General features: G+C 69.7%; 21 protein-coding genes. 8 read left to right on the top strand and 13 right to left on the bottom strand.

Annotation, left to right across the window (positions count from 1 at the left end; translation table 11 throughout):
• Nucleotides 1–36 precede the first annotated feature (36 nt).
• Nucleotides 37–972, top strand: coding sequence for a hypothetical protein (locus ACWFR3_RS41650; protein WP_453739929.1), 936 nt, complete (start codon nt 37–39; stop codon nt 970–972).
• Here the strand turns inward: ACWFR3_RS41650 and ACWFR3_RS41645 are convergent.
• Entirely contained in the window at nt 947–2326 is a 1380-nt protein-coding gene (locus ACWFR3_RS41645; protein ID WP_453739928.1) for an MATE family efflux transporter, read from the bottom strand. The two genes, ACWFR3_RS41650 and ACWFR3_RS41645, sit on opposite strands and share 26 nt — an antisense overlap.
• Before the next feature lie 109 nt (nt 2327–2435).
• On the opposite strand from ACWFR3_RS41645, the gene ACWFR3_RS41640 reads away from it, so the two are divergent.
• Both ACWFR3_RS41640 and ACWFR3_RS41635 read left to right on the top strand, forming a co-directional pair.
• Nucleotides 2436–2972 carry a PadR family transcriptional regulator gene (locus ACWFR3_RS41640; RefSeq protein WP_453739927.1) on the top strand — a complete coding sequence of 179 codons (537 nt, stop codon included), beginning with the start codon at nt 2436–2438 and terminating at the stop codon, nt 2970–2972.
• On the top strand, nt 2972–3949 hold the full coding sequence (locus tag ACWFR3_RS41635) for an ADP-ribosylation family protein (protein ID WP_453739926.1): 978 nt from the start codon (nt 2972–2974) through the stop codon (nt 3947–3949). The genes ACWFR3_RS41640 and ACWFR3_RS41635 overlap by 1 nt, the downstream gene beginning before the upstream one ends.
• A gap of 3 nt (nt 3950–3952) precedes the next feature.
• On the opposite strand, the gene proP is transcribed toward ACWFR3_RS41635, so the two are convergent.
• Together proP and ACWFR3_RS41625 are read right to left on the bottom strand one after the other, a co-directional pair.
• On the bottom strand, nt 3953–5425 hold the full coding sequence (gene proP, locus ACWFR3_RS41630) for a glycine betaine/L-proline transporter ProP (protein ID WP_453739925.1): 1473 nt from the start codon (nt 5423–5425) through the stop codon (nt 3953–3955).
• Nucleotides 5426–5645: 220 nt separating this feature from the next.
• Entirely contained in the window at nt 5646–7514 is a 1869-nt protein-coding gene (locus ACWFR3_RS41625; RefSeq protein WP_453739924.1) for an alpha-L-fucosidase, read from the bottom strand.
• Nucleotides 7515–7949: 435 nt separating this feature from the next.
• Here ACWFR3_RS41625 and ACWFR3_RS41620 point away from each other — a divergent pair, with 435 nt between their 5' ends.
• Nucleotides 7950–8615: a response regulator gene (locus ACWFR3_RS41620; protein ID WP_453739923.1), complete on the top strand. Its 666-nt coding sequence runs from the start codon at nt 7950–7952 to the stop codon at nt 8613–8615.
• Between the two features lie 79 nt (nt 8616–8694).
• Here ACWFR3_RS41620 and ACWFR3_RS41615 read toward each other — a convergent pair whose 3' ends face one another.
• The 9 genes from ACWFR3_RS41615 to ACWFR3_RS41575 all read right to left on the bottom strand — a co-directional run bounded on the left by ACWFR3_RS41615 (nt 8695) and on the right by ACWFR3_RS41575 (nt 15857).
• Complete coding sequence (locus ACWFR3_RS41615; protein WP_453739922.1) at nt 8695–9501, bottom strand: cyclase family protein; 807 nt, start codon at nt 9499–9501, stop codon at nt 8695–8697.
• Between the two features lie 30 nt (nt 9502–9531).
• Nucleotides 9532–10524 (bottom strand): carbohydrate kinase family protein, encoded by a 993-nt coding sequence (locus ACWFR3_RS41610; protein WP_453739921.1) that lies wholly within the window; start codon nt 10522–10524, stop codon nt 9532–9534.
• Nucleotides 10525–10531: 7 nt separating this feature from the next.
• Nucleotides 10532–10975, bottom strand: a complete 444-nt coding sequence (locus ACWFR3_RS41605) for an SRPBCC family protein (RefSeq protein WP_453739920.1) — start codon at nt 10973–10975, stop codon at nt 10532–10534.
• 4 nt (nt 10976–10979) lie between these two features.
• Nucleotides 10980–11234 carry an acyl carrier protein gene (locus tag ACWFR3_RS41600; RefSeq protein WP_453739919.1) on the bottom strand — a complete coding sequence of 85 codons (255 nt, stop codon included), beginning with the start codon at nt 11232–11234 and terminating at the stop codon, nt 10980–10982.
• A gap of 88 nt (nt 11235–11322) precedes the next feature.
• The gene (gene acpS, locus ACWFR3_RS41595; protein WP_453739918.1) at nt 11323–11751 is read right to left on the bottom strand and encodes a holo-ACP synthase; all 429 of its coding nucleotides are present in this window, start codon (nt 11749–11751) and stop codon (nt 11323–11325) included.
• The gene (locus tag ACWFR3_RS41590) at nt 11730–12971 is read right to left on the bottom strand and encodes a beta-ketoacyl-[acyl-carrier-protein] synthase family protein (RefSeq protein ID WP_453739917.1); all 1242 of its coding nucleotides are present in this window, start codon (nt 12969–12971) and stop codon (nt 11730–11732) included. The genes acpS and ACWFR3_RS41590 overlap by 22 nt, the downstream gene beginning before the upstream one ends.
• The gene (locus ACWFR3_RS41585; protein WP_453739940.1) at nt 12968–14242 is read right to left on the bottom strand and encodes a beta-ketoacyl-[acyl-carrier-protein] synthase family protein; all 1275 of its coding nucleotides are present in this window, start codon (nt 14240–14242) and stop codon (nt 12968–12970) included. Before ACWFR3_RS41585 ends, ACWFR3_RS41590 begins: the two co-directional genes overlap by 4 nt.
• A 29-nt stretch (nt 14243–14271) precedes the next feature.
• Complete coding sequence (locus ACWFR3_RS41580; RefSeq protein WP_453739916.1) at nt 14272–15390, bottom strand: class I SAM-dependent methyltransferase; 1119 nt, start codon at nt 15388–15390, stop codon at nt 14272–14274.
• Nucleotides 15387–15857, bottom strand: a complete 471-nt coding sequence (locus ACWFR3_RS41575) for a cupin domain-containing protein (RefSeq protein WP_453739915.1) — start codon at nt 15855–15857, stop codon at nt 15387–15389. Before ACWFR3_RS41575 ends, ACWFR3_RS41580 begins: the two co-directional genes overlap by 4 nt.
• A 232-nt stretch (nt 15858–16089) precedes the next feature.
• Between ACWFR3_RS41575 and ACWFR3_RS41570 the strand changes: the two genes are divergently transcribed.
• Nucleotides 16090–16506, top strand: a complete 417-nt coding sequence (locus ACWFR3_RS41570; protein WP_453739914.1) for a hypothetical protein — start codon at nt 16090–16092, stop codon at nt 16504–16506.
• Here the strand turns inward: ACWFR3_RS41570 and ACWFR3_RS41565 are convergent.
• Nucleotides 16463–16828 carry a winged helix-turn-helix transcriptional regulator gene (locus tag ACWFR3_RS41565; RefSeq protein ID WP_453739913.1) on the bottom strand — a complete coding sequence of 122 codons (366 nt, stop codon included), beginning with the start codon at nt 16826–16828 and terminating at the stop codon, nt 16463–16465. The genes ACWFR3_RS41570 and ACWFR3_RS41565 overlap by 44 nt on opposite strands.
• Before the next feature lie 171 nt (nt 16829–16999).
• On the opposite strand from ACWFR3_RS41565, the gene ACWFR3_RS41560 reads away from it, so the two are divergent.
• The 3 genes from ACWFR3_RS41560 to ACWFR3_RS41550 all read left to right on the top strand — a co-directional run bounded on the left by ACWFR3_RS41560 (nt 17000) and on the right by ACWFR3_RS41550 (nt 21062).
• Nucleotides 17000–19201: an alpha-N-acetylglucosaminidase gene (locus tag ACWFR3_RS41560; RefSeq protein ID WP_453739912.1), complete on the top strand. Its 2202-nt coding sequence runs from the start codon at nt 17000–17002 to the stop codon at nt 19199–19201.
• A gap of 264 nt (nt 19202–19465) precedes the next feature.
• Nucleotides 19466–20278: a chitosanase gene (locus ACWFR3_RS41555; protein WP_453739939.1), complete on the top strand. Its 813-nt coding sequence runs from the start codon at nt 19466–19468 to the stop codon at nt 20276–20278.
• 139 nt (nt 20279–20417) lie between these two features.
• Nucleotides 20418–21062, top strand: a complete 645-nt coding sequence (locus ACWFR3_RS41550; RefSeq protein ID WP_453739911.1) for a LysE family translocator — start codon at nt 20418–20420, stop codon at nt 21060–21062.
• Nucleotides 21063–21258: the final 196 nt, after the last annotated feature.

Genomic DNA, 21258 nt, shown 5'->3' with positions numbered 1-21258 from the left:
GTCCCGAACGAACACCGAGCGAAAGGCCCCCCGCACATGCGCAAGTCAGCCCTGGCCGCAATGACCGCACTCGGAGCAGGAGTTGCGGTGCTCCTCGCCACCGGCCCGACCGTGGCGCAGCCGCCCACGGACCCCCGGTGGCAGCAGGTCGGGGACGACATCAAGTCCGGGGTCAGCGGCCTTGCCGTCACCTCGGATTCCGGGGACGGCCTCAGGGCCCTCGTCGTGCGCGACAACAAGCGCCCCGGCGAGAACCGCCTCGCCGAGGTCGCCTACCGCCCCGGCGCCGATGCCGAGGTGACGCCGGTCGCCTGGCAGGGCGCCGCCGAGCCGGTCGACCTCGAAGCCCTCGACCGGGTGCCGGGCACGTCGGACGAGTACGTGGCCGTGGCGAGCCGCGGGCTCGTCTACCACCTGAAGGCACACGGCACGCAGCAGGCGGTCGAGGTCCTCGACATCTCCCCGCTCCCCGCGATCGGTGACGGGGACGACTTCGAGAGCTTCTCGCTGACGTCGCGGAACGGAAAGCTGGCCGCCCTCTGGGCGGACCGCGGCGCGGGCAAGAAGCGTCCGGCGACGGTGCACTCGGCGCCGTTCTCGTTCAGCTCCTACGGCGAGTCGGAGTTCGGGAAGGTGCAGAAGTCGGCGTTCCGTGCGCCGTATCCGTCGGGAGATGTCCGGCACGTCTCGGACATCGACGTGACCAAGTCGGGCCGTGTATTGGTCAGTTCGGCGTCGGACTCGGGGGACGACGGGCCGTTCGACTCCGCCGTGAGCGATGCGGGCAGGCTGTCCGTGACCCGCGCGGGTGCGGTGCGGCTTTCGCTCGCCAAGTCGCCCGAGCTGCTCGAAAAGTTCAAGGACCACAAGATCGAGGCCCTGCACTGCCTCCCCGGCTCCCACCGCGCCGCCCTCGGTACGGACGACGAGAACGCGGGCGGCTACGTCACCACCTCCCGCCTCTGCGACTGACCCCGGCACCTGCGGCCCGCTTGATCCGGCGCACCGGAGGCTGTTCCGTACGCCGGTACAGGCGGGCGACCGCCGCACACTGCAGGGCCATGGCCCCCGCCATGGCCAGGCAGATGCCGGGCAGCCCCATTCCGGACAGGCCGTACGCCACCACCAGCTGCACCGTCACTCCCCCTGCCGTGATGCGCACGAGAGCCGGACTGCCGCCGCTGCCCTCGAACACCCCGCCCAGCGCGATGAAGCAGGCGAGGAGCACCAAGTACGGCCCCAGGCAGCGCAGATAGAGCGCCCCCGCGTCGGCCACCTCACCCTCGGCGCCGAAGCCCCGCATGATCCACGGCCCGGCGACGAGCAGCAGCAGCGCGGCCGCGAGGCCGAGCACCCCGGCGACGAACAGCGCCTGGCGCCCGACGGCCCGCCGCTCGTCGCGTCCGGCGCCGAGCAGGTGGGCGGTGTGGATGGCGGCGGCCTGGCGTACGGAGTAGAAGGCCATCGTCGCCACGTACATGGCCTTGGTCGCGATGCCGTACGCGGCGACCTCCCCGACGCCGATCCTGGCGACGACCGCGACCAGGACGAGGGCGCCCGTCATCCGTACGACGAAGTCCGCCGCCATGGGGAAGCCGGTCGCCGCCGTCCTGCGCGCGTCGGCACCAAGGCGCCGCCCGCTCCCCCGCTCCTTGAGCGCTGCCCGCAGCACGTCGTTGCGCCGCAGCGCGACCAGACCGCAGAGCAACGCGACCGACCTGCCGAGCACGGTGGCGATCGCCGCCCCGCGCACGCCGAGCCCGAGGCCGAGGATGAAGAGCGGATCGAGGGCCAGGATCAGGCCGTTGGCCAGCAGGGCGAGCCGCATCGGGGTGCGGGTGTCGCCCGCGCCCTTGAGGATGCCGTCGACGACGTTCGTGGCGAAGTACACCGCCGTCCCCGGCAGGGCGATCGCGAAGTAGCCGGTGGTGAGGGCGAGCGCGTCGCCCTCACCGCCGCCGCCGAGCACGAGGCGGGCCAGCGGCTCCCGGCACAGGTATCCGCCGACGGCCACGACCGGTGTGATCAGCACCCACAGTGCCCAGCCGCCGCGCACCGCCGACCGTACCGCCGCCGCCTCGCGCGCCCCCCTGGCCCGCGCGAGAAGGACCGTCGTACCGGACCCGGCCATGAGGATGACGCCGAGCAGCAGGTTCTCGACGTTCGTGGCGACGGCCACGGCGGCGACGGCGGCCCCGCCGAGCCGGGCCACCCAGATCATGTTGATGATCCCGGCGGTGACTCCGGCCAGGAGCTCGAAGTAGACCGGATACGCGAGCGACACGAGTCGGCGCCGGTGCTCTGCCGGTGGCGACGTCGACCCCATGACAGTCCCCCCTCTTTCCGCTGTACATCGATTCGAGGTACAGCGGAAAGAGATAGCATCAACCGCGCACGGTGGACAAGGGAGAGACAGGGAAGAAGGGCTCAACTCCATGCTGGAGCTGTCGATTCTGGGCTTCCTCTACGAGGAGCCCCTGCACGGCTACGACCTCAAGACCCGCATCCAGGGCCTCAGCGGTCACATCCGCCCCGTGAGTGACGGCGCGCTCTATCCGGCGATCACCCGCCTGGTGAAGGCGGGCCTCGTCGAGCAGCGCACCGAGCCGGGCAAGAGTGCCGCGCCCCGCCGGATCCTCTCCCTCACGCAGGCCGGGCGCAGCGAACTGCTCGCCCGCCTCCGGGAGCCCAAGGACGCCGAAATCACGGACGGACAGCGCTTCTTCACCCTGCTCGCGTTCCTGCGCCACCTCCCCGACCCGGCCGAGCAGGCCGCCGTACTCCGCCGCCGCCAGGCCTTCCTGGACACACCGGCGAGCTTCTTCTACCGCGACGGAAACCCGCTGTCCGCGGAGGAGGCACCCGACCTGTTCCGCCAGGGCATGCTCCGGATCGCCCGCGCCACCGGTACGGAGGAGAAAAGGTGGCTGTCAGAGGCCATCAGTAGCCTGGAGGGGAACGGGGGGTTGTGATGAGCGCAGAGAAAACCGGGGGCCGCCCGGCGGACCGGGCTGTCGTCGAGGAGCGGTTCCGGCGGGACTGGGGGCTTGAACTGCCCGAGTCCGTCTTCCGGTTCCGGGAGTTCCCGGGGTTCCTCGGGCCCGCCGGGAACCAGGCGCTCCAGGACCTGATGGTGAGCCCGACGGGCATCATGGACCTGTTCGCGGATGCCGGGCGCCGGGCACTCGACGGCATCGACGTACGCGTGCACGGCCGTTACTACCGCGATCCGCCCGAGTTCCTCACCTTCATGCACGGCGGTTCCGACGGACTGCACTTCGGCCTGTGGTTCGACGACGGCCGCACCTGTCGGGGAGTCGCGTCGTACTACAACAACGACGGCGGCGGGATCGACACCCGTTCGGCCACCCCGCTGGAAGCGGTGCGGTCGATCGTCGAACGGAGCCGGCGCGACCTCGAGTACGACCTCCAGGACCCGGATACGGCCGCCAGGCTCTCCGCCCTGGCACTGCTGCGCGACGCGGTGACGGCCCTGGAGACCGCGGACAGGACCGAGGTGGGCTCCGCCTACTCCCGGGCGTACGACACCATGCGCCTGCCGGTGGACCACGACCGCGTCACGACGCTGGACGGCGCCGGCGCCCTCGTGCCGGGCGAGACCGCCCTCGACCGTCCCCCTCACAACGGAGCGGACGAGTACAAGTTCGCGACGTACATGTACGCCCTGTTCGACGACGCCGCCGCCCTCGAAACGAGCGTTCGGGAAGCCCGCCGCCGGTGCACGGCAGGCGACCCCTCGGAGGCCCTGGTCCTGGGCCGCGACCTGCACTGGGCGTCGGGAGGCGACCCGGCCCGCGAGGCACTCGCGAACGAACTCCTCGTACTGGCCTACCGTGCGCTGGACCGCCCGGGCCTCGCGGAAATAGCCGCCGCCCACCACCGGCACCGGTCCCTGCCCCAAGTGGACGTCCTGGAGCCGGGGGCGTAGGCGTCAGGGGCGCTGTGCCTCCACCAGTTCCCTGGCCTCCTGCGCCGTCGCCACCGACGGCGGGGAGCCCTCCAGGGGCTGGCGGGCCGTTTCCTTCATGGCGGCCACCGCGATGATGCCGACGAGGCCCGCCAGCATCGTGTAGAACGCGGGCATCAAGTCGTTGCCGGTGGCGCCGATCAGGGCCGCCACCACCAGCGGGGTCGTACCGCCGAAGAGCGAGACCGAGACGTTGAAGCCGATGGACAGGGAGCCGTAGCGGACGTCCGTCGGGAAGAGGGCCGGCAGCGACGAGGACATGGCGCCCAGGTAGCAGACCAGCGCGAGACCCAGGATGAGCAGGCCCGTGAAGACCGCGACGGTGCCGCCCTGCTTGATGAGGAGGAAGGCCGGGATGGCCAGGACGAAGAAGCCCACCGAGCCGGCCATCAGGACCGGCTTGCGGCCGATGCGGTCGGAGAGGCGGCCGACCGAGTTGATGAGGGCCATCAGGATCAGCATGACGATCACGATGGACATCAGGCCGCCGGTCTCGCCGAAGCCGAGCTCCGTCAGATACGTCGGCATGTAGGAGAGCAGCATGTAGTCGGTGACGTTGAACGCCGCCACCAGGGCGATGCAGAGCAGCATCGGCCTCCACTGGCCGAAGAAGGAGTCCCTGAAGGACTTCTTCTGGCGTTCCGCGGCCGGCCCGCTCTCCGCTTCCGCCATCTTCTGGAAGGCGGGCGACTCGTCGAGCTTCAGTCGCAGGTAGAGGCCGATGAGGCCGAGCGGCGCCGCCACCATGAACGGGATGCGCCAGCCCCAGGACTGCATGGCACCGTCGCTGAGACCCATGGTCAGGGCGGTGACGAGGACGGCGGCCACGGTGTAGCCGATCAGGGTGCCGAACTCCAGGAAGGAGCCCCAGAAACCACGGCGCTTGTCGGGCGCGTACTCGGCGATGAAGGTCGCGGCGCCGCCGTACTCACCGCCCGTGGAGAAGCCCTGCACCATGCGGCACAGGACGAGGAGGACGGGTGCCCAGACGCCGATGGTGGAGTAGCTCGGGATCAGGCCGATCGCGAGGGTCGCCGCCGACATCATGATCATGGTCAGCGCGAGGATCTTCTTGCGGCCGACCCGGTCGCCGAGCGGCCCGAACACCATGCCGCCGATGGGGCGCACCAGGAAGGCCGCAGCGAAGGTGGCCAGGGAGGAGAGGGTCTGCGCGGTGTCGTTGCCGGAGGGGAAGAACTCCTTGCCGATGATCACCGCGAGGTAGGCGTAGACGCCGAAGTCGTACCACTCCATGGCGTTGCCCAGCGCGGTCGCCTTGACCGCGCGCTTGACCTGGGCCTCTTCGGTGACGGTGATGTCCGACTGGCGCAGGCGCGGGTTCTTGCGGCGGTGGATCGCGCGGAAGAGCGTGCGGTGGCGCGCAATGGCCTCCGGAGCGGGCGGTGCCGGTATTTCGGGGGCTTCTGGCGCGCTCACGGTGCAGTCACTCTCTTGTTCGGTGATGGGCTGTCATCGAGCCTCTGACCTGGGTGATCAGAGTTCGACGAACGGTCGTCTGCCCAGTTGGCGTCGATCAACACTGCCAATTCCGAAGTACGGAAAATGCTCGCCATTGGTCCTCACGGCAGGGGCCCCAAGTCCCCACTTTCGAGGACTTGGGGCCCGAATCGCCTGACAGAAGAGGCCGGGCGTCGGCTCAGGGCGCGTACAGCTGCGTCGCCGGTACGATCTGCTGCTCCTGGCCGGGGCTCGACCAGAGGAGCTTCAGGTGGGCCTCGCCGGTCTGTTCCGCGTACTCGACCTTGATCGAGTGCCGCTTGCCCGCGGTGAGGGCGACGGCGGCCTTGTCGAGCTTCGGCTCGTGCGGCGTCCACGAGTCGATGACCAGCTTGCCGTCGATCCACACCCGCGCCATGTCGTCGGAGACGGTCGTCAGCGTGTACGTCTCGGAGCGGCGCGGCTGAAGCTTGCCGGTCCAGCGGACGCTGAACTTGTCGGAGGGGATGCCCGCCGCCGGTGAGCCCTCGTACTTCCAGGCGTGGTTGAGGGTCCGGTCGGTGCGGGTGATCTTCGGGGTGCCGCTCAGGTCCGCGTTGTCGAAGATCTCCTGCTTGAGGCCCTTGCCCTTGCCGGGGCGGGCCGTCGGCCCGGGATCGACCTTGAGCTCGACCACCGTGGCGATGTCGTTGGTCGCGGCGCCGGACGGCCGCAGGTCGATGCCGTCGCCGGACTCGGTGACGGTCACCTTCTGGTCGCTGCCGAGCACGCGCGCCCCCGTGACCTCGAAGTCCGTACGCGCCTTCAGGTGCAGGGCGGCGCCGGACGCGGGCCACTGGTTGACCGCCGCGTACAGCTTGTCGCCCTTGCGGCTGACCGAACCCCAGGACGGCTCCTCGACGAGGCCGCCGTAGCGCGCACCGAACACCGCGTTCCCCTGGCCCGCCGTGCGCAGCCAGTCGCCCGTCTCCTTCAGGCGGTCCACGGACGGCTGCGGGATGCGGCCGCGGGCGTCGGGGCCGACGTTCAGGAGGTAGTTGCCGCTGCGGGACGTGGTGGAGAGGAGGTTCCTGACCAGGGTGGCCGGCGACTTCCAGTCCGTGTCGTAGCGGGCGAAGCCCCAGTGGCCGTTGAGGGTCATGCAGGACTCCCAGAGCTGGCCGTCGACCGGGGCGCCGGGGATCTCCTGCTCGGGGGTGCCGTAGTCGCCGTCGACGACGCGGCGCTTGCCGACACGGTTGTTGATGATCAGGTCCGGGTCGAGGTCGCGGAGGTAGGCCTCAAGCCTCTCGCCGTCCTTGGCCGTCCAGGGGTTGTGGGGCTTGTCGGTGTCCCACTCGCCGTCGAACCAGAGCAGAGCGGGGTCGTAGGTGTCGACGAGCTCCTTGAGCTGGGCGCGCATCCGCTTCTCGTACTTCGGGAAGGTGGCGGGGTCCGGGAAGTCGGGGTCGTGCCAGTCCCAGATCGAGTAGTAGAAGCCGAGCTTGATGCCCGCGTCGTCGGACGCCTTCTTCAGCTCGGCGAGGATGTCGCGCTTCTTGTCGAAGGAGGAGTGGTCGCGCAGGTTCCAGCCGCCCACCTTCGTGGGCCACATCGCGTACCCCTCGTGGTGCTTCGAGGTGATGACGATGTAGCGCATTCCGGCGTCCTTGGCCGCCTTGACCACGGCCTTCGCGTCGAAGTCGGCCGGGTTGAAGGTGGCCGCCTGCTTCTCGTACTCGGCCTTCGGGATGTCGCACTGGCGCTGGATCCACTCGGCGTCACGGCAGACGGAACCGTCGGCCTTCTTGTACTCGCCCTCCAGGTTGGAGTAGGCGCCGAAGTGGATGAACATGCCGAAGCGGTCCTGCCGCCACCAGTTGGTGCGGTCGGCGGTGAAGGGATCGTCGGTGGCGTGGTCGGTTCCGGGGGCCGTGACCGGTGCTGCGGTCGGGGCCGGAGTCGGGGCTGCGGGGGGTTCCGTCGGGGCCGCGACCGCGGCGGGGACTGCGGTGGCGGCGAGGGCCGAGGCGAGGAGCAGGGCGATCCCGGCGACTCTTCGCCGGGTGCGACTGAGCTGTGTGCGCATGGGGCGGCTCCCTGAGGTTGACGGGTCGCTCGGGAACGTAGGGTCGAATACATCGGATGTCAATGAGCCCAACTGACCGCGATGGGGCCAATGTTGGCTCGATCGCGCAACATCGCTCCGATGACTGGGGAGCGGCCGAGGGTACGTCGCTTCGGAGACGCCCGGACGTCACCCCGCGTCACGCCTCCCTACGGATTTCAATCGAATTCCGATCAGTGCGCGAAAGGAATCTGCGATTCCAACAAACTGCCGTGCGGCGCCGGTCGGATAATTTACTATTCACCGAATGAGAGTTTACGAGAGGGGTGTAGCATCAGCTCAGGCAGATGATTCGTCGACGATGAAAATCAGCCAACGGGGGCGCGGAGCACAACACTTGATGTCCCTCTGTTCTGATCTTTCACAGTCGTGAATGCGGAACCCTGGGGGATATAAGTGTCATCGATAAAGATCCTGCTCGTCGACAGCGAACAACTCGTGCTCGAAGGTTTCCGAAAGCTTCTGGACGACTTTACGGAATTCTCCGTGGTGTCCATCGCCCATGACGCCGCCGCGGCGGTGGAGCACTTACGCGGGCACCGCCCGCAGATCGTCGTGATGGGGCTCGGCGTGCCCGGGACGGGCGGTGTGGACGCGATCCGGGCCATTCGCCGGGAATCCGGCCACGTGCGCATCGTCATCCTCTCCTCCAACCAGCAGCCGGTCTATATGCGAGAGGCCTTCGTGGCGGGCGCCAACGCCTATCTCTCCCGCAGCATCGACGCGGACGAACTGCACGGGACACTCCTCGCCGTGCACCGCGACGGCGCCGCGTTCACCGCGGCCACCGCGGGGCCGATCCTGCAGCTCGTGGCGGGCCGCCACCGCGGCGACGACGCGGCGCTCTCGACGCTGACCGAGCGCGAACGGCAGATCCTGTCCCTGGTCGCCGACGACCAGGAGACCGCCTGCATCGCCACCGCTCTGGGCATTCGCCCGAAGACCGTGCGCAACTATCTGAGCCGTATCTACGCCAAATTGGGCACCCCCAACCGTGTACAGACCGTCCTGTACGCGAAACGCTCTCTGGGTCTCCAAGGCGGACTCGTGACGGACCCGTGACGCACGGGTCCGTCACCTCTCCGACACTGCATCGGACATCGCACCGGGACAGGTTTCCATTGCCCGTGCAATTGCCCATTCAATGGACGTCGGCCACCGCCCTGCACCATGCCGCGCCCGCGTCTGCAAGGGCTATGGGGAAGGCCATGAAGGTGAACGAGCCGCCTTGTGGCAGATCCCACAATCGGGCCAGACCCTCAATCTGGATGAACTCCCGTTTCCTGCCGTGGAGATGCGTGGGCCACAGAGCCGCGGGATCACGCGTTCCGTAGAAGGACTCCACCATCGCCCGGGCGGGGCCGTCGAAACTCCAGCAGTCCGTGCCGAGCACTTTCACGCCGAGATCCAGCAGATGGTCGACGGCCTCGGGGGTGATGGCGGTGGACTCCGTGTAGTACGCGGGGGTGCCGAGACGCAGATCCGAGTCGGTCCGGAAGAGCACCACCGTCCCGGGGCCGACCTCCGCACCGGCCGCGTGCAGCGCCTCCTTCACGTCCGATGCCGTGACGCGTCCCGCGCACTCCCTCACGTCGAGGACGACGCCGGGCCCGCGGAACCAGTCGAGCGGCAGATCGAGGACCTTCTTCGCGGGCCTGCCCGCGCACTCGGGGCCGTAGTGGAAGGGTGCGTCCACGTGCGTGCCCTGGTGCACGGACATCCGGTAGAACTCGTTGGAGAGGAAGCAGCCGTCGGGCAGATCGCGTGTGCGCAGACGCCTGGCCCCGGTCAGCCAGCGCACGTAGTTGCGCCGCCGGTCCTTGCGGCTGTCCCCCGGTAACGCCCTGATCCTGCGCGACAGGTGGCGGATGCCGTCCCGGTGCAGCCACTGCTCGAACTCGACGCCGGGCGCGCGGCGGCTGATGGGGATGCTCAGGTCTACGTACATGGTCGGGTTTCCCTCTCTGTCGGTGACGCCTTACGCGGCGTAGGTGACCAGGCGGCGGATCGCGGCCGCCGCCGTGTGGCCGTACGCCTCCCGGGCCCGGTTGAGGAGGCGTCGTACGTCCATCGCGTACTCCTGCGTCCCGGTCGTCTCCAGCGCGAACGAGGCGAGTACGCAACCCAGTTGGGCAGCCCGCACGGGTGGCACCCCTCGGGCGAACCCGGCGGTGAAGCCGGCCCGGAACGCGTCCCCCGCCCCGCTCGGCTCGGCCACGGTGACCGAGCCGAGGGAGGGGACGAGGGACGGCTCCTGGCCGAGGCGTTCGATCCGCGCCCCGGCGGGGCCGAGTGTGGTCACCCACGCTCCGACCCGGTCGAGGATCTGCGGACGGGTCAGGCCGGTGGACTCGCTCAGCCGCACCGACTCGTCCTCATCGGTGAACAGGCAACTCGCCCCTGAGATGAGGTACTTGAGGTCGGCGTGGTCCATCCCACCGATCCGCCGGGAAGGGTGGACCACGAACGGCAGGCCGAGCGCGCGGCACTCCTCGGCGTGCCGGAGCATCGCGGACCGGTCGCCCGGCGCGACCACCACCAGACCCAGACCGCCCGTGCGCTCCGCGACGGAACGCAGTGAGGGAAGCGAGTCAGCGGCGGCGGCCCGCATGGCGCCCGGCCTGAAGGTGCTCACCCGCTCCCCGTCGATGTCGATCGTGCACACGTGACGCGCGGTGTGCTCCCCCGGCACGACGAGGACGGATTCGGTGTCGACCCCGTACTGCTTGAGCCACACCTGGTAGTCGGCGAAGTCGGAGCCGACCGCGCCGACCAGGACCGGGTCGAGACCGAGCCTGCCGAGGCCGAAGGCGATGTTGGCACCACCCCCGCCCCGGCGTATCTCGAGCCGCTCGGCGAGGAAGGCCAGGGACGCGGCGTGCGGCCGGTCCCCGGCCGACCGCTCCGGGAACCGGCCCGGAAAGGTCATGAGGTGGTCCATCGCGATGACCCCCGTGACGGCGATGGGCACGGAGAACTCAGACCCCGGACTCGATCTTCCGCTTGATGCCCGCCTGGTTCTGCCGGGTGTGCAGCTGCATGCGCTCCACGACGGTCGGCAGCGGGACATCAAACCCTTCGTCGACCTCGAAGTCCTGGACCCAGGTCATCAAGGTCCCCTCGGGCACCTGCTGATAGCTCCACTTGAGGTGCATGTAGCGGAACGGGAAGAGCGGGTCGCGCCGCTCGGCGACCGCCGTCAGCTCACGGTGGTCCAGGAGCCGCCAGGAACTCCAGGTCGCGCCCTCGGGGTTGGTCAGCTCGAAGAGGATCTCGGTCCAGCGCCCTTCCCGCTCCTCGGAGACCACCTTGGCGTGGTTGTACTCGTCGAAGAGATCCGGCCAGCGGCCGATGTCGTTGGTGACCTCGAAGACGCGCTGGGCGTCCGCCTCGATGACGACGCTGTTCTCGATCCTGGGCATCGTCTCAGCTCCCCACCGCGGCGACGCCGGCGAGAAGCAGGCGCTCCACACAGTCGACGAGGTCACCGAAGGTGCGGAAGCCGCCCTCGGCTTCGGCGTCGATGCTGACGCCGAAGTGCTGTTCGAGGGCGACGACGACCTCGACCAGCTCGGTCGAGTCGATGTCGAGGTCCTCGGCCAGGCGCTGGTCGTCGGTCAGCTCCTCGTTCTTGAAACCGGCACCGCGCATGACGGTGACCACGTTCTCGCGAATGTCCATGGAACTCACTTACTCCTTCAGGTAATTGGTATTGAGCTGGTGCGATGGTCTCGGTCAGGTGCGATGGTCAGTCGGCGATCGCCACGGCTCAGTCGGCGACCGCGATCGCCACCGCCACGCCCGCCTCGTGCGAGATGCTCACGTGCAGGCCCCTGTAGCCCGCGCGCCGGAACGCCTCGTCGGCCCGGCCGACCAGGCGGGGCACCGGTGCGCCCGACGCGTCGCGGCCGATCTCGACGTCGCGCCAGGCCAGGCCTTCGCCGTAGCCGCCGAGCGCCTTGCGCACGGCCTCCTTGGCGGCCAGGCGGCCCGCCATGCGCTGCGCCCGGTGGCGGGGCGACGCGTCGTCGCACAGGGCTTGTTCATTGACCGTGAAGAGCCGCTCCAGGAGCCGCTGTCCACGCCGCTCGGCCATGGCACGCAGACGTGACACGTCGACGATGTCGATGCCCACCGCGCGGATGCCGACCGACTGGGGCAGGACGGCCCGCGCCGTCAACGCCTCAGCAACAGACATGCGTTGACACCTCCAAGGCCACGCGAGACCACCAGGGTGTGCTCGCATTCGGCCACGGGCCGCGCTTGCCCCGTGACCAGGTCGAGGTCGATCCCGGGAGCCGGGCGGTCCAGGTTCACGGTCGGCGGGAGCACCCCGTCGCGCATCGCCCGCAGAGCGAGCGCCGCGTCGGCGGGCGCGGCCGCCCCCAGGAGGTGGCCGAAGCCCGACTTGGGTGCGGTGACCGGGAGTTGGCGTGCGGTGGCGGGGCCGAACGCCTCGTGCAGCGCGTACCCCTCCGTCACGTCCTCGAACGGGATGCCCGAGCCGTGCGCGAAGACCGCTCCGATGTCGCCGCCGGAGATCCCGGCGCGTTCCGTCGCGGTCCGCATGGCACGGCCGAGTACCTCGCCGGTCGGCTCGACCGTGTAGTACGGCATGTAGCCGTCGGTGCTCACGCCCCAGCCGGCGAGCTCGCCCAGGATCCGCGCCCCGCGCCGCTCGGCGTGCTCACGCCGCTCCATGACCAGGAACACCGCGCCTTCGCCGAAGACGCTGCCGCCGTGGCCCGCGTCGAACGGCCGGTACAGCTCGTGGGGTGCGAGCGAGCCGCGGGACTTGGCGCCGAGCCCGCTGGTCTCCATGCAGAGCCAGCCGTACGGCGAAAGGGGCGCCTCCACACCGCCCGCGATCACGACGTCCGCGCGGTCGCGCAGGAGCGCTTCCGCCCCGCCGATCAGCGCGTACGCACCGCTGGCCCGGTCGGCGACGAACGTGCGCGCCGGGCCCTTGATCCCCTGGTCGATGCAGATGTTGCCCTGCGGCGCCGCGGGGAACCAGGCGGTCGCCTGATAGGGGCTGACCGCGCGCGGCCCGTCGGTCCACAGGTGGCGCAGCTCGCGCTCGGCGAACTCCCAGCCGCCCAGGATGTTGCCGACCATGACGCCGGTGCGCTCGGCCGACGTCTCTTCGCCCACGGTGACGCGGGCGTCCGCGAGGGCCTGGCGCACGGCGTGCACGGACAGGTGCGTGAAGCGGTCGGTGCGCTTGACGAAACGGGACGGCAGTTCCGCCTCGGCGTCGAAGTCCGACTGCCCCGCCGCCGATGTGGCGTACTCCGAGGCGTCGAAGCGGTCGATGGCGGCGACCTGTGGGATGCCGGCGCGCGCACTGTCCCAGAGGGGGTCGATGCCGATGCCCGCGGGCGTGACCGCGCCGATTCCGGTGATGACGATGCTCATCGGCGCGCACCTTCCCGCACGGCCCGCGTGACGAGCGCGGCGTGCAGCCCCGCGAATCCGCTGGCGCCCTTGAGGATCGCCTCGCCGTGCCACGGGCGGCCTTCACCCGGTACATAGTCGAGGTCACATGTCGGGTCGGGGTTCTCGTAGTTGGCGGTCGGATGGACGAACGAGTGCTTGCCCGCGAGGGCGCAGAGCACGATCTCCATGGCGCTCGCGGCGGCCAGGGCGTGGCCGACCATCGACTTCGCCGAGTTCACCGGGATCTCGTGGGCGCGCTCGCCGAGGGCGAGCTTGAGGGCGCTTGTCTCGCAGGTGTCGTTCTGCGGGGTGGAGCTGCCGTGCGAACTGACGTGGTCGATGTCCTCCGGACGCAGGCCGGCCTCCGCTACGGCCTGTGTCATGGCGCGGGTCAGGTCCGCGCCGTCGGAGAGCAGGTCGGTCATGTGCGCCGCGTTGGAGGTGTTCGAGAACCCGTCGACCGTCAGGTACGACGTGGCCCCCCTGCGCTCCGCGTGCTCACGCGACTCCAGTACGACCACTCCGCAGCCCTCACCGAGCACGAAGCCGTCACGGCCCGCGTCGTACGGGCGTGACGCGGCCTCGGGCCGGTCGCCGTGGGAGCGCGACAGACAGTTGATGATCTCGAAGGACGCCACCGTCACCGGGGTGATGGGCGCCTCCGTGGCCCCCGCGATCATCACGTCCGCCTCCCCGTGGCGGATCGCCTCGAAGGCGTGGCCGATCGCGTCGACGCCGCCGATGCAGCCGGTCGACAGGGTGACGCACGGGCCCTGCATGCCGAAAAGGGCCGAGAGGATCGTGCCCGGGGTGTTCGACATGGACGCGAGGTACAGGTCGCGGCCGGCCTTGGCGGGGTCGATGGGCTTGCGCCCCTCGTCGGTGACCCGCAGGAACTCCTCCTCCATCTTCGGGGTGCCGCAGACCGCCGTGGACAGCGAGAGTCCGGCGCGCTCCGGGTCGTACGTGCCCGGGGCGAGCCCCGCGTCCCGTACGGCCTGGTAGGCGGCCGCGACAGCGAACTGCGTGTAACGGTCGAGCCGTTGCACCTCCGACGGAAGGCCCGGTATCTGCTCCTCGAATCCGGAGACCTCAGCGATCGAGTCCGACACGAAGTCGAAGTCTTTGAAGAGTGCCGAACTCGTGATGCCGGAAAGGGGCTTCGTCACGCTCCTTCCCGCGGAGATCGTTTCCCATAATGCTTCTGTTCCTATTCCGGCCGGGCTTACCACGCCCAACCCGGTGACCACCACTTCTTGCACGTGAACCACGTGAACCACTAACGCCTTTCTCCTGTGAGGACAGTGATGAGGCCGGGCGTGACGGATTCCTTTGCCGTCACCCCGTATTTCTGCATGACCGCGCGATAAGCGGATTCCTCCTGGACCCCGCCCGCCTCGGTGTTCACCAGGAGGCTGAGCGCGATCATCGGGCGGTGCAGGGCGGGCTTCCCCGGCGCCTGCCGCATGACGTCGACGACCAGCAGGGTGCCGCCGGGACGCAGCAGCCGTGCGCACTCCTGGACGAGTCGCTCCGTGGCATCGGGGCCCGCGAAGCGCCCCAGGTGCGACAGGACGACGGTGTCGAAAGAGCCGTCGGGGAAGGGCGCCTTGGCGAAGTCGCCCGCGTAGTCCCTGGTCAAGTCGGCCGGGACGAAGCGGAACCGCTCCACGACGCCGAACTCGGCCGCCCGCTCGCGTGCCGTGTCGAGCAGCTCCGGGGAGTCATGGGCCACCACCCTCGCCTTGGGGTCGGCGGCGGCCAGGGCGATGCCCCACTCGCCGGCGCCCGACGCGAAGTCCAGGACACGGCCCGCCTCGTCCGGCAACGAGAGCCCCCGCGGGGAGAGCTCCCGCACCGCGCGGAAGGCGGTGCGCACCCCCACCGGGAAGATCCCGGCGAACATTCCCGGGTACAGGTCCCGGTTCTCCGGAGCGCCCAGCTCGCCGCCGCCGTGCCCGCCGGCCCGCACCAGGTCGGTGAGGCCGCTCCACTGGTCCCACTCCGCGAGTACGTCGGCGAAGTGTTCGCCGAGGTAGCCGCGGCCACCCTCGACCAGGTAGGCGCGGGACACGTGGGTGAGCGTCCAGCTCTCCTCGGCGCCGCCCGCGACCAGGCCCAACTCCTCGAGCGCCGCGAGCAGCAGGCGCAACGCCTCGGTGTCGCACGCCAGCTCGGCGGCGAGGCCGTGCGTGCCGCGCGGGCCCCGGACGAGGCCGGTGAAGACACCGAGGTCCAGGGCCGTGCCGAGCACCCTGGCGCGGGCGAAGCCGAAGTTCAGGGCGAGGAGCGGGCCGGGGTCCGGTCCTTCCTCGTACGGAGCAAGGGCGCGGCTGGGGGCCGCGGCCGTCGGGGCCGTCGGGGCCGTGGGAGCCGTCGGGGCCGTCGGGGCACTCACTTGCTGCCCTCCGCGACCTTGTCGCCCTCCAGCGCCTTGCCGCCGTCCAGGAGGCTCACGTACTCGGGGTTCTGCGTGTACTCGTACGGGTCCTCGGAGAGGAAGACATTCCGTACCGGGGGCCGCTCGCAGGGCGCCACGACCAGGAACCGGCAGGTCTGGCCCGGCCCCGTGACGAAGCCGTGGGGCTCGCCCCGGGGAATGAAGATGGCGTCGCCGGGGCCGACTTCCTCGGTCTTGCCGAGCTCGGGCATGACGAGTCCCATCGAGCCTTCGAGCACATAGATCTCGTGCTCCCACTCGTGGTAATGCGGCGGTGTGGAACCGTTCGGCGAGACCTCGAATTCGGTGAGGACGAAGCGGTCGGCGCCGTCCGGTGTGTCGATGAGCTTCCGGTGGGTGGTTTCTTTCGCTCCCGGCTCGCGGACTATTTCTGCCTTGACCGCGGTCCTGTGTACGCGCTTCATTTACTGCCTTTCGCAGAGTGTTCCCGGGATTGGGGCGCTATCAACGGCGCCGAAATCGAAAGTAGGTCAGCGGCGGCGGGCTCATCTATAGGCATAGACCACTACTGGCGTCGGGACATGGGGCCGGACTCGCCCGGGATGGGAGCCCACGGGGGTGGGACAAAGTCCCGGTGTCGGGGCTAGGCTTCGGAGGGTGCTTCGAAAATCGAAGCAATCAAGGGGAGAGGTACTGATGAGCCTCGACATACGTGACTTACTGGCACCCGGCGTGCCCGGCCGGACCCGGCTCCCGCTCGCAAGGGACGTCGTCTTCCACAGCCCTGTCGCCGACTACAGCGGGCGGGATGACGTGGGGCACCTGTTCGCGAAGATCGGGCGGTGTCTGACCGGGCTCGAACCGCTGCGGGAGTTCACCGATCCCGGCGAGGACGCCGCGAAGGGACAGCAGCACAGTGTGACGACCTTCGCCGCGAAGGTCGGCGAGGAGTCCGTGTACGGGGCGTTCGTGCAACAGCTGAACACTGAGGGTCAGTTGACGGAGGCGACCCTGCTGCTGAGGCCGTTGAGCGCGCTCAAGTCGGCCGTCTCCGGGATGCGCGACGCGCTCAGCGCGGACCCTCTGCCGAGTCTGCGCCGGCCTCGGACTTGAGTTCCGTCGCCCAGCGCTCGGCCCATACGTCCAGGGGGCGCAGGGCCTGGTGGGCCTCGCGGCCGAGGTCGGTCAGGGCGTAGGAGGTGTCGGGCAGCTGCCGCACCAGGCGGGCTTCGAGCAGTTCGGTCAGGCGCTGGCGCAGCACGCTGGACGACATCGCGTCGCACCGCTCCTGCAACGCACGGAACCCCAGCGGCTCGGCCCGCAACTCCCAGACGACCCGCAGGCTCCAACGCCGCCCGAACAGATCGAGGGCGGCCATCAGGGGACGCCCCGTGGTCGAGGCACGGGTCGGCTTACCGGGCAGGGGTGCGGTCATCCGCCGACGCTAGCACCGGGGGTCCGGCGGGTGGGGCGGTGCCCGGTGGCGGCAGCAGGCCACCACGTGGCGTCTTGACCATGGTCCGTCGGCGGGTCATCGTGGTGCGGCGTCCAGCACTGACCGGGCGCCCGCCCGGGATTCGCCGAACCGGGAGGGTATCCCTTCGTCATGCCCCTGCCCCGCCGCACCTTCCTCACCGCCATGGCCGCGACGACCGGCGCCGCCGTCGCCTGTTCCGGCTCCACCGCCGACGGCGCCCCAGCCGCCGCCTCCGACTCGCCCGCGGCCAAGGCCGCCCGGCGCCTGCTGCCCGGACACTGGAAGCAGCTGACGTTCAGAACCGAGGGCCCCGCCGACTCCTTCCACGTCTCCGGCCACGTCTCCGGGCGACGCGGGCACATCACCGTCACCGGACCGACCCCCGCCGTGCAACTCACCGGCCTGCGCCACTACTTGAAGCACGCCGCGCATGCGAACGTAACCTGGGCGGGCAACCAGCTGAACCTGCCCGACCGACTCCCGGGCCTCGACAAACCACTGACCGGACGAGCCAACGCCCCGCACCGCTTCGTGCTCAACGACACGAACGACGGTTACACGGGGGCGTACAACGACTGGTCGTACTGGGAGCGCGAGATCGACGTGCTGGCGCTGCACGGCTACAACGAAGTCCTCGTGTACGTAGGCGCCGATGCCCTCTATCACCGCGTGTTCCAGGAGTTCGGCTACTCCGACCGGGAGTTGCGCGAGTGGATCCCGGCCCCCGCGCACCAGCCGTGGTGGCTGCTGCAGAACATGTCCGCGTTCCCATATCCAGTCTCCCGCCAACTACTGCACCGACGCGCCGCGTTGGGCCGCCGTATCGCGGACCGGCTGCGTGACCTCGGCATGACTCCGGTCCTCCCCGGCTACTTCGGCACCGTCCCGCCCGGCTTCGCGGCGAAGAATCCCGGCGCGAGGACCGTGCCGCAGGGAGACTGGGTCGGCTTCGCGCGGCCCGACTGGCTCGACCCGCGCACCGAGGCCTTCAGGCAGGTGGCCGCCGCCTTCTACCGCGCTCAGGACGAGCTGTTCGGCACCTCCACGATGTACAAGATGGACCTCCTCCACGAGGGCGGGAAGCCGGGCGACGTACCGGTCCCGGATGCGGCGAAGGCCGTCGAGAAGGCTCTGCGGACCGCGCATCCCGACGCCGTCTGGGTGATCCTCGGCTGGCAGAGCAACCCGCCCAAGGCCATCGTCGACGCCGTCGACAAGTCCAGGATGCTGGTGGTCGACGGCCTCTCCGACCGCTTCCCGAAGGTCACCGACCGTGAGTCCGACTGGAACTCGACGCCGTACACCTTCGGCTCGATCTGGAATTTCGGCGGCCACACGACGCTCGGTGCCAACACACCCGACTGGGCGGCGCTGTACGAGAAGTGGCGCACCAAGGACGGCAGCACGCAGCGCGGCATCTCCCTGATGCCGGAGGCGGCCGACAACAACCCGGCCGCTTTCGAGCTTTTCTCCGAACTGGCCTGGCGAGTGGGCGACTTGGACCTGAAAACCTGGTTCGCCGACTGGTCCGTGTCACGCTACGGAGCGGCCGACCCGCACGCGGCGGCCGCCTGGGACATCCTGCGCCGCACCGCGTACGGCACGACGCGCGCCGACGAGTGGGCAGAGGGCGCGGACGGCCTCTTCGGAGCACGGCCGGACCTGGCGGCGAAGTCGGCGGCCGCCTGGTCACCGAAGGCCATGCGATACGAGCCGGCGGACTTCGAGCCTGCGCTCACCGAACTCCTCTCCGTACGGCGTGAGTTGCGAGCCTCCTCCGCCTACCGCCGTGACGTGCTGGACGTGGCGCGCCAGGCACTCTCCAACCGCAGCCGGGTACTCCTCCCCCGGATCAAGGAGGCGTACGACGACCGGGACGGCGCCCGCTTCGACCGGCTGACCCGCGCCTGGCTGGACCTGATGGATCTGCTCGACAAACTCGTGGCCACAGACTCCCGCCATCTCCTCGGCCGCTGGGTCGCCGACGCCAGCTCGTGGGGTGCCGACGCGACGGAAGGGGACCGGCTCGCGTACGACCAGCTGTCGCTGCTGACCGTGTGGGGCACACGGTCAGGGGCGGACGCGGGGCTTCGTGACTACGCCAACCGGGAGTGGGCCGGACTCGTCGGCGGGCTCTACCGGCTGCGCTGGGAAACGTACTTCGAGGAGCTGCGGGCGGCACTCGGCGAGGGTCGGGAGCCGAAGGCCATCGACTGGTTCGCCCTCGAAGACGGCTGGATCCGCGAGCCCGGGCATCTCGCCGTCCGGCCGACCGGAGACACGTACAAAGTCGCTGTTCAGGTGCGCGAACGGCTGACCGAGGCGGGGTAACCGACCGCGGCACGGCCTCCAAGATCGTCAACTCCCCCTTCATTGACGGGTATACGTCATCTCGATTCTCTGGTAGTAAACCTTCCTAACAGAACACGGAAGGGCAGCAACGCAAGCAGAGCAGGAGCGCCAGAGCAGGACCAGCAGAGAAATCGGAACGACGAACTCCCCCACCTTGGAGGTCCCGTGCCCACCCCCCACACCCCTCGTCACACCCCCCATCACCCCCTTCATCACACCCCCCATCCCACCCCCGCACCCCGCATACGCACCTCGCGCCGCACCCTGCTCGCCTTCATCGGCGCCTCGCTCGTCGCGGGCCCGGTCATCGCCTCGCAGACGGCGGGCGCCGCTCCGGCCGGCAAGGCGGGCGGACTCGACGATCCGGCGAAGAAGGAGATCGCCATGAAGCTCGTCTGCAGCGCCGAGAACTCCGACCTCAACTGGAAGGAGTACTACCGCTACTGCGAGGACATCGGCGACGGCCGCGGCTACACCGCCGGGATCATCGGCTTCTGTTCGGGCACGGGCGACATGCTCGACCTCGTCGAGCTCTACACCCAGCGCAACCCGGACAACGTCCTCGCCAAGTACCTGCCCGCGCTGCGCGAGGTGGACGGCACCGACTCCCACGAGGGCCTCGACCCCACGTACAAGGGCGACTGGGAGGAGGCCGCGGAGGACCCCGAGTTCCAGAGGGCGCAGAACGACGAGCGTGACCGCGTCTACTTCAACCCGGCCGTCGGGCAGGGCAAGGCTGACGGCCTAGGTGTCCTCGGGCAGTTCGCGTACTACGACGCGATCGTCATGCACGGCGACGGCGGCGACAGCACCAGCTTCCGGAGCATCCGCGGGCGCGCGCTTGGCGAGGCGAAGCCGCCGTCGCAGGGCGGCGACGAGACGGACTACCTGAACGCGTTCCTCGACGCGCGGGTCTGGGCGATGAAGCAGGAGGAGGCGCACAGCGACACGAGTCGCGTCGACACGGCACAGCGGGTGTTCCTCCGGAACGGCAATCTGAACCTGGATACGCCGCTGGAGTGGAAGGTGTACGGGGATCCGTACCGGATCGGTTGATCGGCTGAGCTGTAGGTGCGTCGGGGCGGGGGCCCGCCGGTATCGGGACCGGGCCCCCGCCCCGATGTAGCAGCGCTTACGTATGGCGTGAAGAATTCTTCGCTGGTGCTTGACGGTGTCGCCGTCCGATCCTTGACCCATGATCGGAATGAACGCGCTCATCGGCGTCGCGGTGGTATCGCTCGGCATGGTGCTCACGCCCGGACCCAACATGATGTACCTCGTCTCACGGAGCATCACCCAGGGCAGGCGCGCCGGAGCGATCTCCCTGGCCGGGGTGGCCGTCGGCTTCCTCGTCTATCTGACGGCCGCCAACCTGGGCCTTTCGCTGGTCTTTCTCGCCGTTCCCCAGCTGTACACGGCGGTGAAGCTGGCGGGGGCGGGGTACTTGGCCTGGTTGGCCTGGAAGGCGCTGAAGCCCGGTGGCACGTCGGTGTTCGCCCAGCAGGAGCTGGCCCACGACTCGCCCCGGCGGCTGTTCACCATGGGGCTCCTCACGAACCTCCTGAACCCGAAGATCGCCATCATGTACGTCTCGCTCATCCCCCAGTTCATCGACCCGACGGCGGACCACACCCTCCTCCAGGGCTTCGCGCTCGGCGGCGTCCAGATCGTCATCAGCCTGGGAGTGAACCTCGCCATCGTCCTGGCGGCGGGCACCATCGCGGTGTTCCTGGCGGGCCGCCCCACCTGGCTGCGGGCCCAGCGGTACGTGATGGGCACGGTCCTCGGCGCCCTCGCAATCAAACTCGCGACGGACCGGGCGCCGGCGGCGGCTGCTTAAGGGGGCGGGGCGGGGGGTGAGGTTGCCGGGGGCCGTGCTGTGCTGGTCCGGCGTTTGAATCGGTGAGCGGTGCCGTCCGGTGCTGCCGAGTTTGGCGGTTCCGGGCCGGGAGTAAAGGGCGCTCCGCTGCGCTGCGCGTCGGCTGCGCCGATGACCCTTCGGGCCACCCTTGACACCCGCCCCTCCACCGCGCGAG

The sequence above is a fragment of the Streptomyces sp. NPDC055189 genome (assembly GCF_053606765.1).
The sequence above is the reverse complement of the archived record's forward strand: the minus strand, read 5'-3'. Positions and strand labels throughout refer to the sequence as shown.